This is a genomic window from Streptomyces sp. CBMA152, assembly GCF_014596475.1.
Taxonomy (GTDB): Bacteria; Actinomycetota; Actinomycetes; order Streptomycetales; family Streptomycetaceae; genus Streptomyces.
Genome location: NZ_MECJ01000017.1, coordinates 63,555 through 78,989 on the forward strand (window position 1 = coordinate 63,555; position 15,435 = coordinate 78,989).

General features: G+C 72.4%; 14 protein-coding genes. 9 read left to right on the forward strand and 5 right to left on the reverse strand.

The window, feature by feature from the left end; all coding sequences use genetic code 11:
• Window positions 1-6 precede the first annotated feature (6 nt).
• Together BG418_RS16400 and BG418_RS16405 are read right to left on the reverse strand one after the other, a co-directional pair.
• Window positions 7-585: a hypothetical protein gene (locus tag BG418_RS16400; protein WP_188274624.1), complete on the reverse strand. Its 579-nt coding sequence runs from the start codon at window positions 583-585 to the stop codon at window positions 7-9.
• A 47-nt stretch (window positions 586-632) separates the two neighbouring features.
• Entirely contained in the window at window positions 633-1,418 is a 786-nt protein-coding gene (locus tag BG418_RS16405) for an aspartate/glutamate racemase family protein (RefSeq protein WP_317453670.1), read from the reverse strand.
• Window positions 1,419-1,476: 58 nt separating this feature from the next.
• Between BG418_RS16405 and BG418_RS16410 the strand changes: the two genes are divergently transcribed.
• On the forward strand, window positions 1,477-2,652 hold the full coding sequence (locus BG418_RS16410) for a glycosyltransferase (protein WP_188274625.1): 1,176 nt from the start codon (window positions 1,477-1,479) through the stop codon (window positions 2,650-2,652).
• Between the two features lie 58 nt (window positions 2,653-2,710).
• Here BG418_RS16410 and BG418_RS16415 read toward each other — a convergent pair whose 3' ends face one another.
• On the reverse strand, window positions 2,711-4,054 hold the full coding sequence (locus BG418_RS16415; protein WP_188274626.1) for a TerD family protein: 1,344 nt from the start codon (window positions 4,052-4,054) through the stop codon (window positions 2,711-2,713).
• A gap of 234 nt (window positions 4,055-4,288) precedes the next feature.
• On the opposite strand from BG418_RS16415, the gene BG418_RS16420 reads away from it, so the two are divergent.
• From BG418_RS16420 to BG418_RS16435, 4 genes are all read left to right on the forward strand, one after another.
• Complete coding sequence (locus BG418_RS16420) at window positions 4,289-4,741, forward strand: DUF6643 family protein (protein WP_188274627.1); 453 nt, start codon at window positions 4,289-4,291, stop codon at window positions 4,739-4,741.
• Between the two features lie 54 nt (window positions 4,742-4,795).
• Window positions 4,796-5,629 carry an MOSC domain-containing protein gene (locus BG418_RS16425; RefSeq protein ID WP_188274628.1) on the forward strand — a complete coding sequence of 278 codons (834 nt, stop codon included), beginning with the start codon at window positions 4,796-4,798 and terminating at the stop codon, window positions 5,627-5,629.
• Between the two features lie 217 nt (window positions 5,630-5,846).
• Window positions 5,847-6,380, forward strand: a complete 534-nt coding sequence (locus BG418_RS16430; RefSeq protein ID WP_317453671.1) for a hypothetical protein — start codon at window positions 5,847-5,849, stop codon at window positions 6,378-6,380.
• Window positions 6,381-6,471: 91 nt separating this feature from the next.
• On the forward strand, window positions 6,472-8,877 hold the full coding sequence (locus tag BG418_RS16435) for a right-handed parallel beta-helix repeat-containing protein (protein WP_188274630.1): 2,406 nt from the start codon (window positions 6,472-6,474) through the stop codon (window positions 8,875-8,877).
• Between the two features lie 23 nt (window positions 8,878-8,900).
• Here the strand turns inward: BG418_RS16435 and BG418_RS16440 are convergent, their stop codons facing one another.
• On the reverse strand, window positions 8,901-11,174 hold the full coding sequence (locus tag BG418_RS16440; protein WP_188274631.1) for a hypothetical protein: 2,274 nt from the start codon (window positions 11,172-11,174) through the stop codon (window positions 8,901-8,903).
• Between the two features lie 252 nt (window positions 11,175-11,426).
• On the opposite strand from BG418_RS16440, the gene BG418_RS16445 reads away from it, so the two are divergent.
• Both BG418_RS16445 and BG418_RS16450 read left to right on the forward strand, forming a co-directional pair.
• Window positions 11,427-12,293 carry a DeoR/GlpR family DNA-binding transcription regulator gene (locus BG418_RS16445; RefSeq protein ID WP_188274632.1) on the forward strand — a complete coding sequence of 289 codons (867 nt, stop codon included), beginning with the start codon at window positions 11,427-11,429 and terminating at the stop codon, window positions 12,291-12,293.
• Window positions 12,294-12,496: 203 nt separating this feature from the next.
• Window positions 12,497-12,991, forward strand: a complete 495-nt coding sequence (locus tag BG418_RS16450; protein WP_188274633.1) for an SRPBCC family protein — start codon at window positions 12,497-12,499, stop codon at window positions 12,989-12,991.
• Here BG418_RS16450 and BG418_RS16455 read toward each other — a convergent pair.
• Window positions 12,988-14,085: a PLP-dependent cysteine synthase family protein gene (locus tag BG418_RS16455; RefSeq protein ID WP_188274634.1), complete on the reverse strand. Its 1,098-nt coding sequence runs from the start codon at window positions 14,083-14,085 to the stop codon at window positions 12,988-12,990. The two genes, BG418_RS16450 and BG418_RS16455, sit on opposite strands and share 4 nt — an antisense overlap.
• Before the next feature lie 298 nt (window positions 14,086-14,383).
• On the opposite strand from BG418_RS16455, the gene BG418_RS16460 reads away from it, so the two are divergent.
• Both BG418_RS16460 and BG418_RS16465 read left to right on the forward strand, forming a co-directional pair.
• Window positions 14,384-14,710 (forward strand): hypothetical protein, encoded by a 327-nt coding sequence (locus BG418_RS16460; protein WP_188274635.1) that lies wholly within the window; start codon window positions 14,384-14,386, stop codon window positions 14,708-14,710.
• 145 nt (window positions 14,711-14,855) lie between these two features.
• Window positions 14,856-15,407: an anti-sigma regulatory factor gene (locus BG418_RS16465; RefSeq protein WP_188274636.1), complete on the forward strand. Its 552-nt coding sequence runs from the start codon at window positions 14,856-14,858 to the stop codon at window positions 15,405-15,407.
• The last annotated feature ends 28 nt before the right edge of the window (window positions 15,408-15,435 follow it).

The following is a 15,435-nucleotide window of genomic DNA, read 5'->3' on the forward strand; positions in this document are numbered from 1 at the left end:
CCCCGATCAGGCCTCGGCGGCCTTGGTCGTGCTCAAAAGACGCAGGCGGGCGCGGATCACGCGGACCGCAGCCTCGGCGTCGTCCACCGTGACGGTGAAGACGCGGCCGTCGCCGAGCCGCAGCACGACGCCCTCGCCCCGGCGCACCACGACGGCGGTGCCCTTCTCGGGGCGCCAGCGATAGCCCCAGCCACCCCACTGACGCGGGGTGACGCGCGGCGCGAAGTCCGCGCCGACCACGTCGCCGAGCGGGATACGGCGGCGCGGCAGGCCGATGTGGCCGCAGCGCACTTCGAGGGAGTCGTCGTCGACCTTGACGGCCACATGGACGAAGGCGAGGGTCCCGTAGATCACAAGGAGACCGGCGGCGACGCAGCCGATCACCGACATGAGCAGCGGCGCGATGCCGGACGTCCACGTGGAGTCGACCGCCAGCTCGACACCGAGGGCGATGCAGGCCGCACCGCCCGCCGCGAGCAACCACTGGGCACGGTTGGTCGCGCGACCGGTCCAGATCGCCGACTGCGGGGTGGCCGCCTCGGCGCCGTCTTCCTGCGCCGGGAGCTCGGGGGGCTGATCCCTCATGCCTAGCAGACTACTCAGAATCCACTCGACCGGCAGCCACTCCACGCTCAGTGAGCGGGGCTGACCGCCTGTAGCAGAAGGCCTTCCGGGTAGCCGAGCGCGGCCTCGGGCAGCGCGGCGACGCGGCCGCTGAGCAGCACGGTCACGCCGCCCGTGGGCGCGGCGTCGGGGGCCGGCTCGATACCCGCGCGGCGCAGCGCCTGCGCGGCGACGGCGGACGCGCTGCCGTACAGCTCGGGTGCGGGCGAGCCGGGCCGGGAGACCGCCGTACGGATGCGTTCGGCGACCAGTTCGTAATGGGTGCAGCCCAGGACGACGGCCCTTACATCGAAGGGGGTGCGCGCGGCTGCGGCCTCGATGGCCGACTCGATCGCGGCCTCGTCGCCGTGCTCCAGGGCGTCGGCGAGTCCGGGGCAGGGGACCTCGGTCACCTCGACGCCGTCGGCGAAGTCACCGATCAGCCCACGCTGGTAGGGGCTGCCGGTGGTGGCGGGCGTCGCCCAGATGGCGACGGGCCCGCCGCCCGAAGCGGCCGGCTTGATCGCCGGTACGGTCCCGATCACCGGGATCGCGGGCTCCAGTTCGGCGCGCAGGGCCACCAGGGCGTGCACGGAGGCCGTGTTGCAGGCGACGATCAGCGCGTCCGGCCGGTGCTCGGCGGCGGCGCGCGCCACGGCGAGAGCGCGCTCGGTGATCTCCTCGGGGGTGTGCGGGCCCCACGGCATGGTGTCCGGGGCCGAGGAGAGAACCAGGTCGGCGTCGGGCCGCATCCGGCGTACCGCGGCGGCCGCCGCCAGCAGGCCGATTCCCGAGTCCATGAGCGCGATCTTCACCCGGTCACCATAGTCGACCGCCCTTGCGCACCGGCTCAGGTGGTGCAGACTGCGGCGGATGAGCGCCCTCGCATGGATCGCCGTGGTGTCACTGCTCTGCTGGCTCTGGCTGCTGCTCGGGCAGGGGTTCTTCTGGCGCACCGACCAGCGTCTGCCCGCCCGTTCCGCCCCGCCCGACTGGCCGGATGTCGCCATCGTCGTCCCGGCCAGGGACGAGGCCGAGGTGCTGCCGCGCAGCCTGCCCACGCTGCTCGCCCAGGACTATCCGGGCGAGGCCGAGATCTTCCTGGTGGACGACGGCAGTTCGGACGGCACCGGCGAACTGGCCCGGGCGCTGGCCGCGCGGGAGGACTGCGCACTGCCGCTGACGGTGATCTCCCCCGGTGAGCCGGGGCCCGGCTGGACCGGGAAGCTGTGGGCGCTGCGCGAGGGGATCGCGCTGGCTCGCACCCGGGATCCGGAGTATCTGCTGCTCACGGACGCCGACATCGCCCATGAGCCGGACAGTCTGCGGGAGTTGGTGGCCGCGGCTCGCTCCCAGCGGCTCGATCTGGTGTCGCAGATGGCGCGGCTGCGGGTCGCGAGCGGCTGGGAGCGGCTGGTGGTGCCCGCCTTCGTGTACTTCTTCGCGCAGCTGTATCCGTTCCGCTGGATCAACACCCCGGGGGCGCGCACGGCGGCCGCGGCGGGCGGCTGCGTCCTGCTCCGCACCGAGGCGGCCGAGCGGGCGCGCATCCCGGAGTCGGTGCGCCAAGCGGTGATCGACGATGTGTCGGTCGCGCGCGCGGTGCGGCGCTCGGGCGGACGGATCTGGCTGGGGCTCGCCGAGCGCGTCGACAGTGTGCGCCCGTATCCACGCCTCGTGGACCTGTGGCGGATGGTCTCGCGCAGCGCGTACGCCCAGCTGCGGCACAACCCCTTGCTGCTGCTCGGTACGGTCGTGGGGCTCGCGCTCGTCTATCTCGCACCCCCGGTCACGCTCTTCGCCGGGCTGCTGCGGGACGACCCGGTGGCGGGCTGGGCGGGCGCGCTCGCGTGGCTGGTGATGGCCGGGACGTACGTACCGATGCTGCGCTACTACCGCCAGCCGCTGCTGCTCGCCCCGCTGCTCCCGTTCACCGCACTGCTGTATCTGCTGATGACGGTGGACTCGGCGGTGCAGCACTACCGGGGGCGCGGGGCGGCATGGAAGGGGCGCACTTATGCGCGGCCGGAGGCGTCGCCGGACCGGTGAGCCGGACCGGTGAGCCGGGCAACCGACCTGGGTCGCCCGAACCGCGCCCACGCGCGCGTCATTTGCGACCCGGTGTCCAGTTCATGCCCCAGCCGTACGCCTGGTCTATGGTGCGCTGCGGGCTGACCCCGCGCTCGGGCACCAGATAGCGGGCCTCGCGCTGGACGACGAGGTCTCCCCCGGTGTTGGTGATCAGCGCGAGGGCGCAGACCGTGGAGGGCACGGTGCACTCGTCCAGGGAGAAGTCGATCGCCGCGCCGTGCTGCGGCTGGAGCGTGACCGTGGCGTGCAGATCGGCGAAGCTGCGCGCGCCTTCGTAGATGGTGACGAAGATCAGCAGGCGACGGAACTGGTCCTTGTGGTCGAGGTTGACCGTGAGGTTCTCACCGGATGAAACGGCTCCCGTGCGGTCGTCACCGTCGAGGTGGATGTACGGGGGCCGGTTGAGCGAGCCGAAGGCGTTGCCCAGCGCCTGCACGACTCCCTTGCGGCCGTCGGCGAGCTCATAGAGGGCGCACAGGTCGAGATCGAGGTCGGTGTGGTTGGCGACGGCCCGGCCCAGCTTGGCGCCCCAGCCGCTGAACTGCTTGCGCACCTGCCAGTTGAGGTTGACCCGCAGGGCCCCGGAGCCGCCGCCCTGCTTGGCGAGCGAGACCGTGGGCGCCGCCTTGGTCAGCGTCACCTTGCTCAGGCGTACGGGGGCGGGCGGCGCGGCCGGGGGCGGCGGGGCGGCCGCCGGGAAGGCGGGGACGGTCGGCGCGGGTCGCGTCGGCGCGGGCTGTACGGGCGGCGAAGGCGGCGCGGCCACCACCGGCGCCACGGCCGGGACGGGCGGAGACGACGGGAAAGGCGCCGCAACCGGTTTGTCCACCGTGATCCCGAAGTCCGTTGCCAGCCCTTCGAGTCCGGAGCCGTATCCCTGCCCGACCGCCCGGAACTTCCAGGCGCCCTGGCGCCGGTAGAGCTCACCCAGGATGAACGCCGTCTCGACGGTCGCGTCCGTGCTGTCGAAGCGGGCCAGTTCCGCGCCGCTCTCCGCGTCGAGCACGCGGACGCACAGCCCCGGGACGCGGCCAAACGTTCCTCCGTCGGCGGAGGCCGCGAGCACCACCCGCTCCACGTCGGGCTCCACGCGCGCGAGGTCGACGTACAGCGTGTCCGTCACACCGTCGGGAGAGGTCCGCTTGCCCTCGTGGCGCACGGCGCCGGAGGCGTGCGCGGGCTGGTTGTAGAAGACGAAGTCCGCGTCCGAGCGGACCTTTCCGGTGGCCGACGCGATCAGCAGCGCCGAGGCGTCCGCGTCCGGCACCCCGGGACCCGAACGCCAGGCCAATTCGACGCGTACGCTCCGCGCCGACACAGGAACATTGGACCCCTTAAGCATGGACATGCTCGCCCCCATCGCGACTCCGGGTGCCGAAAAGGACTTTCCGCACCGTCAACCTAACCCCCGGCGGACGTTCCGGCACCCGGCGGTAACCCCTCCCGAGCTCGGCCTTTACACGATTCGTACGCTCCTGGGCGACCGATTTTCCCAGATTCGCTCGCATTGGGGACGGGCGGTCACTCCGAACCCGTGAAACAACCCTCTTATCGGGCTCCCCAACGACCACATCGTGGGCTTAACTTATGTGCCATGACCTCCCCCCGCTCCACCTATGGCGGCGGTTACTACTCCGCGCCGTCCTTCCCGGACACCCCCATCTACGACTCCCTCGTCGCAGAACGGGGTACGCCTCAGATCGCCCCGATCCGAGTGCCTTCTCTGTACGACACCGGCAGCAGCTATCTGCCGGCCCTTCCGGCCGCGCTTCCCGCCCTGCCCGCCGGTCCCTCGCAGCAGCCCGCGTACGCCTCCTCTTACGGCTACCAGCAGGCGCCGCAGTCGATGCCGCTGCAGCAGGCGCCCGCGCCGTACATCCCGCAGCAGGCCGGCGTCCCGCGCGGCTACCCGGCTCCGCAGGCCCAGCAGCAGCGCCCGATGGCCCCCACCGGCTACGAGGCGATGCGTCCGGCGGCTCCGCGCCCGGCGCCCGCCCCCGCGCCGTACGACGGCTACAACCAGCCGTACCAGAACACGGGGTACTGAGCCGCCCTTTCCGCCGTTCGACCGGATGTCCGAGGCGGCTGGCAAGATTGGTTCATGGAGAGCCGAGTTCAGCCAGTCGTCCGCGATATCCACATCTACCCAGTCAAGTCGGTCAGGGGGATCCGACTGGACGAGGTGGAGGTCGAACCGTGGGGTCCGGCCGGTGACCGTCGCTGGATGGTCGTCGACGCGGACGGGAAGGCCGTGACCCAACGCGAGCAGGCGCGGCTCGCGTTGACCGCCGCCGGCACACTGCCGGGCGGCGGTGTCCGGCTGTCCGCGCCCGGCCAGGAGGACCTGACGGTCTCCGTGCCCGAGCCGATCGGCGCGAGCGGGGTCAGCCTCTTCGGCAAGAAGGTCAAGGCGATACCGGCGGCCGACGCCGCACACGAGTGGTTCAGCGACTACCTCGGGGTGGAGGTGCGCCTGGTCCACCTCGACGATCCCGCGACCCGGCGGCCGATCGACCCGGACTTCGCGCTCCCGGGCGAGACGGTGAGCTTTGCCGACGGCTTTCCGCTGCTGGTGACGACGCGCGCCTCGCTGGACGCGCTCAACTCGCTGATCGCACAGGGCGACCGGCCGCACGAGGGCCCACTCCCGATGAACCGGTTCCGCCCCAATGTCGTCGTGGATGGCACCGAGGCCTGGGCCGAGGACGACTGGTCGCGGATCGCGATCGGCGAGCTCACCTTCCGGGTCGCCAAGCCCTGCGGCCGCTGCGTCATCACCACGACGAACCAGTCGTCCGCCGAGCGCGGCCGCGAGCCGCTGCGCACGCTCGGCCGCCACCGCCGCTTCGGCACCAAGCTGGTTTTCGGGCAGAACGTCGTCCCCGAGCGCCCCGGCGTCATTCGCACCGGTGATCCCGTACGCGTTCTCGCATAGCGGGCGCGGCTGCGGGAACTCGTGGGGGCAGTGGACGCGTTGTGTGGGAGGGGGCGCGGGTGACGTTGCTCTCTCTTGGTCCCGCCCGTGCGTGGGATGTGCCGTTCCGGGCCAGGACGGAAGCGGAAGGGGGTGTGATTCGGTGCGATCCGCAGTGGGGGTGTGGCGTTGGCGGAAGAACCCCTTACGCCGACGTACGGATCTCGTGGAGGCGTGGGTGGCGCTGACCGCCCTGGTGTTGACGGTGCTGGCCATGCCGGTGCTTGGGAGTGTGTGCGGGGTGATGACGGACCGTGCGCTGCACCGCACGGTCATCAGGGAGCAGCGCACGCGGCACGCGACGACGGCCGTGGTGGTCCGCGAGACGCACGACCACAGGGCGGCATCCGACTTCGACGGCCTGGGCGGCGGCCGCGAGGGCCGGGTGCGGGTGGTGGCCAACTGGACGGCGTACGACGGAAGTGCGCACAGCGGCACGGTCTCGGCGCCCCGGCGCTCGGTGCCGCCGGGCACCACCTTCCGTATATGGACCGACGACAAGGGCATGCGCGCCAGCCGCCCGTTGGACTCCGCCACGGCGCACGCGCACGCGGTCTTCGCCGGGCTGGGCGCGGCCCTGGCCGCGGCCGGGCTCGTCGAGGGCATACGACGGCTGGTCGTATGGCGTCTGGTGCGCCGGCGGTACGCCCGTCTCGACCGCGCCTGGGCCCGATGCGGTCCGGACTGGGGCCGTACGGGAGCAGGCAGCTGACCGGTCAACTCACCGGCCTCGCGCGCGCTACGGTGGACCATCAGTCGCACGTACAGCGTTGGCACGCACGAGGTGGGGGCACAGCAACGCCATGGCTCAGGGCACGGTCCAGGTAACCCACACCGGCACGTCGAGGTGGCGGCGCCGCACCGGCGAGTACGCCTCGCTCGCCGCTGCCCTGGAGGCCGCCGCGGACGGCGACGTCCTCACGGTCGCGCCCGGCACGTACCGGGAGAACCTGGTGCTGCGACGGGCCATAACGCTGCGCGGCCCCGAGGGGTCCGCCGGGTCGGTCCGGATCGCCCCCGTCGACGGCGTGCCGCTCACCGTGCGCGCCTCCGCCACCGTGCACGACCTGCAACTGGAGGGCCAGGACGCGGCGGCGCCCGCGCTGTTGATCGAGGACGGCGCGCCCGAGCTGTGCGACCTTCGGGTGGTCACGCGCTCGGCGGTCGGCATCGAGGTGCGCGGCGCGGCCCGCCCCACGGTGCGCCGGTGCGTCGTGGACAACCCGGGCGGCGTCGGCATCGGCGTACTGGACGGCGCCGGCGGGCTGTTCGAGGAGTGCGAGGTGGTCTCGGCCGGCCAGTCGGGCGTCTCGGTGCGCGCCGGGGCCCACCCGCGCCTGGAGCGCTGCCGGATCCACCACGCCAGCGGCGCGGGACTGTCGGTGACCGGCGAGGGCAGCGGTCTGGAGGCACTGGGCTGCGAGGTGTACGAGATCAAGGGCGCCGGGGTGCAGATCGCCGCGCGCGCCACCGCCCACCTCACCGACTGCACGGTCCACCGCACTTCGGCGGACGGCGTCACGCTGGACACCGACGCGGTGCTGACCCTGGCCGACTGCGCCATCCACGACATCCCGGAGAACGGGGTGGATCTGCGGTCCCGTTCGGTGCTGACGCTGACGCGTTCGGCGGTGCGCAACTTCGGCCGCAACGGTCTGTCGGTGTGGGACCCGGGGACCCGGGTGGACGCCAACCAGTGCGAGATCCACGACAGTACGGGCGACTACCCGGCGGTGTGGGTGAGCGACGGCGCGACCGTGGTCCTGGAGGCGTGCCGGGTGCACGACGTGCCGGACGCGCTGTTCGTCCTGGACCGGGGCTCGCGGGCCGATGTCGTCGACAGCGACATCTCCCAGGTGCGCAACACGGCGGTGTCGGTGAGCGACGGCGCGACCGCCCAGCTCGACGACTGCCGTATCCGCGAGGCCTCCACCGGCGCCTGGTTCCGCGACCACGGCAGCGGCGGCACCCTCGCCAACTGCACCATCGACGCGGCGCAGACCGGCGTGATCGTCACCAAGGGCGCCGACCCGAGGATCGAGCGCTGCACGGTCACCACCCCCGCCGAGGCCGGTTTCTATGTCTCCGCCGAGGGCCGGGGCACCTTCCACGGCTGCCGGGTGACCGGCAGCGGCGGCTACGGCTTCCATGTCGTCGACGGCTGCCGTACGACGCTGACGCGCTGCCGTACGGAGCGCTGCGCGCGCGGTGGTTACGAGTTCGGCGAGGACGGGCCGGTCGTCGAGGACTGCACCAGCGACGAGAGCGGCGTGCGCTCGGCCGCGCACGAGCCGTCCGCCCCGCAGACCGCCACCCAGACGATGGGGCTCCTCTCCACCGTCCCCGGCCCGCACCCGACCGCGACCGCGACCGTCGAGGTGAGCGCCACCGACCCCACCCGCACCTCGCAGGCCGTACTCGGCGAACTGGACGCGCTGGTGGGCCTGGAGAGCGTCAAGCGCGAGGTGCGGGCGCTCACCGACATGATCGAGGTGGGCCGCAAGCGGCAGCAGGCGGGGCTCAAGGCGGCCTCGGTCCGCCGCCATCTGGTCTTCACCGGCTCCCCCGGCACCGGCAAGACCACGGTGGCCCGGCTCTACGGCGAGATCCTGGCCTCGCTCGGGGTGCTGGAGCGCGGGCATCTGGTCGAGGTGTCCCGGGTCGACCTCGTCGGCGAGCACATCGGGTCGACGGCGATCCGTACCCAGGAGGCGTTCGACCGGGCGCGCGGCGGGGTGCTCTTCATCGACGAGGCGTACGCCCTGTCCCCCGAGGACTCGGGGCGGGACTTCGGGCGGGAGGCGATCGACACCCTGGTGAAGCTGATGGAGGACCACCGCGAGGCAGTGGTGGTGATCGTCGCCGGGTACACGGCGGAGATGGAGCGGTTCCTGCGGGTCAACCCCGGTGTGGCGTCCCGTTTCTCACGAACCATCACCTTCAGCGATTACGTTCCCGAGGAGCTGCTGCGGATCGTCGAGCAGCAGGCCGAGGAGCACGAGTACCGCCTGGGAGAAGGGTCTTCGGAGGCCCTGTTGAAGTACTTCACGGCGTTGCCCAAGGGTCCGGCGTTCGGCAACGGTCGCACCGCACGCCAGACCTTCGAGTCGATGGTGGAGCGGCACGCGGGACGGGTCGCCCAGCTCGCCGAGGCGAACACCGACGACCTCACTCTGCTCTACCCGGACGATCTGCCCGAACTTCCCTGAACTGTACGGATGTTGACGATCCGTCAGCGTGGCTGGGGCAATGCCGGGGCCAGTTCGTCCAGCAGTGCTGTGCGCTCCTCGGCGAAGGCCGGGTCGGCCTGGTAGTCGGAGTGCGCGAGGATCGGCGCGGGCAGTGGCTGGCCCGGTGTCCGGCCGAAGGCGATCGGGTCGAGCAGCGGGCCCCGGTCCACGTCCGTGCCGGGCAGTACCGGGCCGCCGATCGGGTCGGTGGCCCGCCACAGATTGCGCCAGCAGTGCAGTTCACGGTGGAGGGCGGTCAGCTCCGAGCACCCGAAGTACGCGGGGAACCAGCGCCCGTACAGCCTCTCAAGAGGTGAACCGTAGGTGAGCAGTGCGACCCGCTGCCGGGTGTGGGCGGGCAACTGCCACACGGCGGCCGCCGACAGGACGCTGCCCTGGGAGTGCCCGGAGATGACCAGGCGCCCGCCGGTCCGCTCGGTCCAGGTGTTCATCCGCCAGGCGAGGTCCGGCACGGCCCGCTCGGCGTAGCAGGGCGGCGCGAACGGGTGGGCCGCGCGCGGCCAGAACGTGCCGACGTCCCAGAGGATGCCGATGGTGCGCCGGGCCGAGGCGTCCTTGTAGGCGCGGCGCCCCCAGGTGACGAAGAGCAGGAAGCCGAGGCCGGTGAACCAGGAGCCCAGCGCCTGCACCGTGTCGGCGGCCGAGGCGATCACCGCGGGCGCGCCGGACGCGGCCCGTCCGGGGACCTCGCCGGTGGTCCAGGAGCCGGTCAGCGCGCCCGCGCCGAGCAACAGGGTGGCGGTGGCCACGATGCCGAGGAACGCGGGCGCGCGGTCGGTGAGGCGGGCCATCGCGCGAGCGGTGGCGATCTGCCGGGAGCGGGCCGTGTCGGGAGGCTCGCCCGGGTAGTCGGCGGGCAGGGCGCGCTCCTCGGCGCGCGCGGTGCACCACGTACGGACGGCGAAGTACGCCACGGCCGGGAGCAGAAGGGCGAGCAGGGCGGGGATCGCGGAGGCCTGCCAGGTGAGCAGCGGCGGCGGGCCCGTGAAGACGTCACCGGCGGCGCCGGGGGTGCCGGAGCGGTCCAGCCAGTCGGCGACGCGTTGGGCGACGCCGCCGGTCATCACCCCGCCGAGCGCGCACGCGAGGAGGGCGACGGCGGGCCCGCCGAGGCCTAGGAGCGCGGTACGGGCGTCGTACGGGCGGCGCCGCAGGACGAGCGCGGCCACCACCAGGGCGAGGACCAGTGCGCCCTGGGCGAGGGCGATGATGCCGAAGACGCGGTCGCCGGGCAGGGTGGAGTGCGAGACCCAGCCGGGCCGGTTCCAGGACGCGTACCCCAGCGACAAGGCGAGCAGCGCGAGAGCGGCGGCGGGCAGGCCGGTGATGACGGCGCGGTCCAGTTTCTCGTCGAGCACGGACTCGCTGCGGCCCCGGCCGCACACGACCCAGAGCACAACTACCCCTGCGCCAAGGACAGTTGAGGCCAGGAACCAGCCGATGACCGCCAGCGGGGCGCTGCCGCCCGCGCGGTCGTGGCGGGCTGCGGCGCCGGTGACAGCCGCGGCGACCGTGAGGAACCCGGCGGCGGTGTGCGCGGCGCGCAGGCGGGCGACCAGCCGTCGCCCATACCAGAAACCGGGGCGACTCAGGGCGGGCCGTTGCGAGGGCTCGCCCAGAGTTACCCCGGCGGCCGTGAGCGGCTGCTGTGACTCGTACGCGCTCCAGGTGCGGTTGGACAGATACCAGAGCAGCCAGGTGAGGGCGGCGGGCACCAGCGCGGCGAGCGCCAGGCGGCGGCCGGGCTGGCTCCACCATCCGTGCCGCGCGGCGGAGAGAAAACCGAGCCAGGACTTCCCGTCGGCGCAGCGCGCCACACCCGCGCACTGCCACGCGGCCAGATCCAGCGCGACCTCGCAGGCGGCGGCGGTGAGCAGCACGGTGAGGCTGAGCGCGACGAGCCGCACGAGCACCCCGTACAGCCGGACCGTGCGCTCGTCGCCCCGGGCCGGTGGGCGCATCCAGTGCGCGAGGTTGACCACCATGAACGGCAGGAGCAGCAGCCACAGGGCGCGGGCGCCGTTGCCGGAGGTCAGATTGGACCAGCAGTACGCCTCGCGGACGGGACGGCCGACGGGGTGCTCGTCGGCGTCGGCGTCCTCGGCGCGCCGGTATATGGCGGCGGTGTCGTCACCGGTGACCCGGACCGTACGCGGGTCGCCGAGCATGGACTGCGGGGTGGCGCCGCCGACGCCGTGCACCAGCAGTTCGAGCGCGGGCCCGCCGTCGCCGGCGGCCGGTGTGGCACGGGACACTTCTGTGACTCGCTCTCATGATGGGAGGATCGGCGGCGGGACACGGCGTCGGCGGTGCGCGGATCACGGATCATGCGGGTCGTGCGGTCGTGCGGGCTTCAGGATCTCGGATCCGGGGCGGGAGTGCGGTGTCCTCACGGAATCTCCCCGTGACAGGATTCGGATGCTGTACGACGACAGGTACAGCGGACGCGCACCGGCAGACGTGTGCGCGGCGGATGTGTACGGCGACGTGGAAGGACCGACCCGGCAGTGAGCGACAATCAGAATCTGCTCGCGGAGCAGCGTCGCGCCCTGATCCTCGACGAGGTCAGACGGCGTGGCGGTGTCCGGGTCAACGAACTCACCCGGAAGCTCAACGTCTCCGACATGACGGTGCGCCGCGACCTCGACGCGCTGGCCCGCCAGGGCGTCATCGAGAAGGTGCACGGCGGTGCGGTGCCGGTGGTCGAGGCCTCCACGCACGAGCCCGGGTTCGAGGCCAAGTCCGGCCTTGAGCTCAACGCCAAGGAGGACATCGCACGCGCGGCGGCGGCGATGGCCGTGCCCGGCAGCGCCATCGCACTCTCCGGCGGCACGACGACGTACGCGCTGGCCCACCGGCTGCTCGACGTGCCGGATCTGACCGTGGTGACCAACTCGGTACGGGTCGCCGACGTCTTCCACTCGGCGCAGCGCGCGGCGGGTGGCGTCGGGGTCCGGCCGGGAGCGGCGACCGTGGTGCTGACCGGCGGTGTGCGCACCCCGTCCGACTCGCTGGTGGGCCCGGTCGCCGACCAGGCGATCCGCTCGCTCCACTTCGACGTGCTCTTCCTCGGGGTGCACGGCATCTCGGTGGAGGCGGGGCTCTCCACGCCGAACCTCGCGGAGGCGGAGACCAACCGCCGGTTCGTGCGGTCCGCGCGGCGGGTCGTGGTGGTCGCGGACCACACCAAGTGGGGGACGGTGGGGCTGAGTTCGTTCGCCTCGCTGGACGAGGTGCACACCCTCGTCACCGACGCGGGCCTCTCGGACGCGGCCCGCGAGGAGATGGCCGAGCATCTGCCGGGCCTGGTGGTGGCGGGCGAGCACGACGCGGACGCGGACGCCGAGGAGCAGCGCCCCGCCGAAGACATGTGACGGGGCCGTCGGCGGAGACCGGCCGAGGCCCCCGGACTCCGCCGACGACCGAAGGCGCCTCACGGACCGCTCCGGACTCCCACCGAAGACCAGGGCCCCGACGGACCCCGCCGACGACACCTGACGGACCGCCAGCTATGGTGTGCGGGCTCGTTGTTGCTCGCTCGTGCCTGTCGACACCGACCCGCTGGAGGTGCGGCCGCATGGCTCGCCGACTCCGCCCCGTGGAGCTCGACTTCGTCGAGTCCGCCCCGTTGCGTCTGGTCTTCGCCGCCGAGGTGTCCGCCCCGGCGGACGCCGTCTACCGGGCGCTTGCCGTCGAGACCGAGACCTGGCCGGAGTGGTTCGCGGCCGTGACGCACTCCCGGCCCACCGACGGCGGCCGCCAGATCCGGCTGCGCGGCGGCACCCGGTTCGAGGAGACGGTGATGGCCGCCGAACCCGCCACGCGCTACGCCTACCGGGTCGACGTCACCAACGCCCCCGGCCCGCACGCCCTGTTGGAGGAGTGGCGGCTCACCCCGACCGCCGCCGGCACCCGGGTGCAGTGGACGTTCGCGGCGGCCGGGGGCGCGCCCTTCCGGTTCGTCCTGCGCATCGGAAGAGCGGGCCTGGGCCGCGCGTTCCGCGACGCCGTGACCGCCCTCGACCGACGGCTGGCCGCATCCGACCGCAGGCCCGGCGGGGAACCGACCTAGTCCGGCCACACTCCATTGGCCAGGAACGCCTCGATCGTGGCCGTGTACGGCGCGATGTCCAGGCCCTGTTCGGCCAGCCAGGCGTCCGAGTAGTACTTGTCGAGGTAGCGGTCGCCCGGGTCGCAGAGCAGGGTGACGACGCTGCCGGTGCGTCCGGCGGCCACCATCTCGGAGACGATCTTCAGCGCGGACCACAGACCGGTACCGGTGGAGCCGCCCGCCTTGCGGCCGATGGCCTGCTCAAGCGCGCGTACGGCCGCGACGCTCGCCGCGTCCGGGACCTTCATCATCCGGTCGATGGCGCCGGGCAGGAAGCTCGGCTCCATCCGGGGGCGGCCGATGCCCTCGATGCGCGAGCCGCAGTCGCTGGAGGCCAGCGCGTCGCCGCGCGTCCAGCCGTCGAAGAAACAGGAGTTCTCCGGGTCCGGCACGCAGATGCGCGTGTCGTACTGCATGTAGTGCACATAGCGGGCGATGGTCGCCGAGGTGCCGCCGGTGCCCGCGGTGGCGACGATCCAGGCGGGCTCGGGGTAGCGCTCCAGCTTGAGCTGCTGGTAGATCGATTCTGCGATGTTGTTGTTGCCGCGCCAGTCGGTGGCACGCTCGGCGTACGTGAACTGGTCCATGTAGTGACCGCCGGTCTCCAGCGCGAGGGCCGCGGCCTCCTCGTACATCTTGCGCGAGTCGTCCACGAAGTGGCACTGGCCGCCGTGGAATTCGATCAGCCGGCACTTCTCGGCGCTGGTGGTGCGCGGCATGACGGCGATGAACGGCACGCCGATGAGCCCCGCGAAGTACGCCTCGGACACGGCGGTCGAGCCGCTGGACGCCTCGATGACGGGCTTGCCGGGGCGGATCCAGCCGTTGCACAGCCCGTACAGGAAGAGCGAGCGGGCCAGGCGGTGCTTGAGGCTGCCGGTGGGGTGGGTGGACTCGTCCTTGAGGTACAGGTCGATGCCCCAGCGCTCGGGCAGCGGGAAGCGCAGCAGATGCGTGTCGGCGGAGCGGTTGGCGTCGGCCTGTACCTTGCGCACGGCCTCCTTGAGCCACGCCCGGTAGGCCGCGTCGCTGCGGTCCACGTCGATGGTCTCCATGCCGTTCCTCCATGTCTCGCGGGCCCCGGGAACGGGAATGACCCGAGGGGAAATGCCTTGAGCGAGCCCGGTGGGCGGCTCACCGAAGTCGGCTGGAAACGCGCGGCTCCGTCACTTGACAATACCGCCCCCACCTGCACAAACATTCCCTTTGAGGATCCATAGGGGTGGCTTGTGGGACGCCGGTGAAGCGGCGCACGGCGGCGGGTGACGGCCGATCCTCCGCGCGCCCTGGTGCGTACGACCGACGTTGTGCAGACTGCCCAGCAGGATCAGGTACGAAGGGGGCACAGCGGCCATGACCGAGCCGGAGTTCAGCGTCAGGGGTGTGCGGATCGAGCGGTGGACGCGTTCGCTGACGCGAGCGGGCCAGGTCCTGATCAAGGACGGCCGACTCGCGCTGCTCACCAGCAACGGCCGGGAGATCGACAGCGCGCCGCTGCGCGCGGTGACCGCGGGCAAGCCCCGGCTGCCGTGGGGCGCCAAGGCCGACCGGACGGTGGCCAAGCTCAACGGCCATCGGTACCGGCTGACCATGGGGCAGCAGAGCGGCAGGCCGCGCGGTGCGGAACTCACCCAGCGGTTCCTCCAGGCGGTACGCCCGGCCAGCGGGCCGCGCGGCTGAAGGGACTGCCGGGACGCGAGTTGCGGAGTGCCACCCCCTGCGCCACCCTGGTCTCACATCACTGAGGGTTTACCGGCGGTCACGCTGTGATCCAGCCCGCCGGACCAGACAGGCTTCTTCCGGACTCAATCGGGGAGTCGCAGCCGTGATCAGCCAGCCAAGCAGGCATTGCACGGTGGAGCTCCAAGCCCTGCCGTCGCGGATCGGGCAAGTCCGCAGAATCGTTTCTGCGCAGTTGCGCTACTGGCATCTCGATCCGTTGATAGACCAGGCGGCGCTCGGTGTCACCGAGCTGCTGACCAATGTCCACCGGCACGCCCAGCCGGACAAGATCTGCACCGTGGAGATCGAGCTGCTGCTCGACCGGCTCACGGTGTCGGTCCACGACCACGACCCGCGGCTGCCCGCCGTACGGGACGCCGACCCCCTCGCCACCAACGGCCGCGGACTCGCGTTGATCGCGGCGGTCAGCGAGAGCTGGGGGGTGCGCCCGCACGGCGATTCGGGCAAGACCGTGTGGTTCACGCTCCCCACGTCGCCCACGGTGGTGGCGCTGCCTCCCCTGCCGGCGTACAAGGCGAAGACCGCCGCCGCCAAGGCGAGCGGCCCCTGCCTGCACAAACGGCCCGCCGCCGCGCGCGCCGACGGCCGCTCCGGCCATCCACGCACCCCCGCCCGGTCGCCCGTGGCGGGCTGACCGGGCGGGGTCGCCTCCCTCGACCGGG

Bases quoted from the DNA above. Each gene is read 5' to 3' on its own strand.
- BG418_RS16400 (WP_188274624.1), bottom strand. From the start codon at position 585: ATGAGGGATCAGCCCCCCGAGCTCCCGGCGCAGGAAGACGGCGCCGAG.
- BG418_RS16410 (WP_188274625.1), top strand. From the start codon at position 1,477: ATGAGCGCCCTCGCATGGATCGCCGTGGTGTCACTGCTCTGCTGGCTC.
- BG418_RS16415 (WP_188274626.1), bottom strand. From the start codon at position 4,054: ATGGGGGCGAGCATGTCCATGCTTAAGGGGTCCAATGTTCCTGTGTCG.
- BG418_RS16420 (WP_188274627.1), top strand. From the start codon at position 4,289: ATGACCTCCCCCCGCTCCACCTATGGCGGCGGTTACTACTCCGCGCCG.
- BG418_RS16425 (WP_188274628.1), top strand. From the start codon at position 4,796: ATGGAGAGCCGAGTTCAGCCAGTCGTCCGCGATATCCACATCTACCCA.
- BG418_RS16435 (WP_188274630.1), top strand. From the start codon at position 6,472: ATGGCTCAGGGCACGGTCCAGGTAACCCACACCGGCACGTCGAGGTGG.
- BG418_RS16450 (WP_188274633.1), top strand. From the start codon at position 12,497: ATGGCTCGCCGACTCCGCCCCGTGGAGCTCGACTTCGTCGAGTCCGCC.
- BG418_RS16455 (WP_188274634.1), bottom strand. From the start codon at position 14,085: ATGGAGACCATCGACGTGGACCGCAGCGACGCGGCCTACCGGGCGTGG.
- BG418_RS16460 (WP_188274635.1), top strand. From the start codon at position 14,384: ATGACCGAGCCGGAGTTCAGCGTCAGGGGTGTGCGGATCGAGCGGTGG.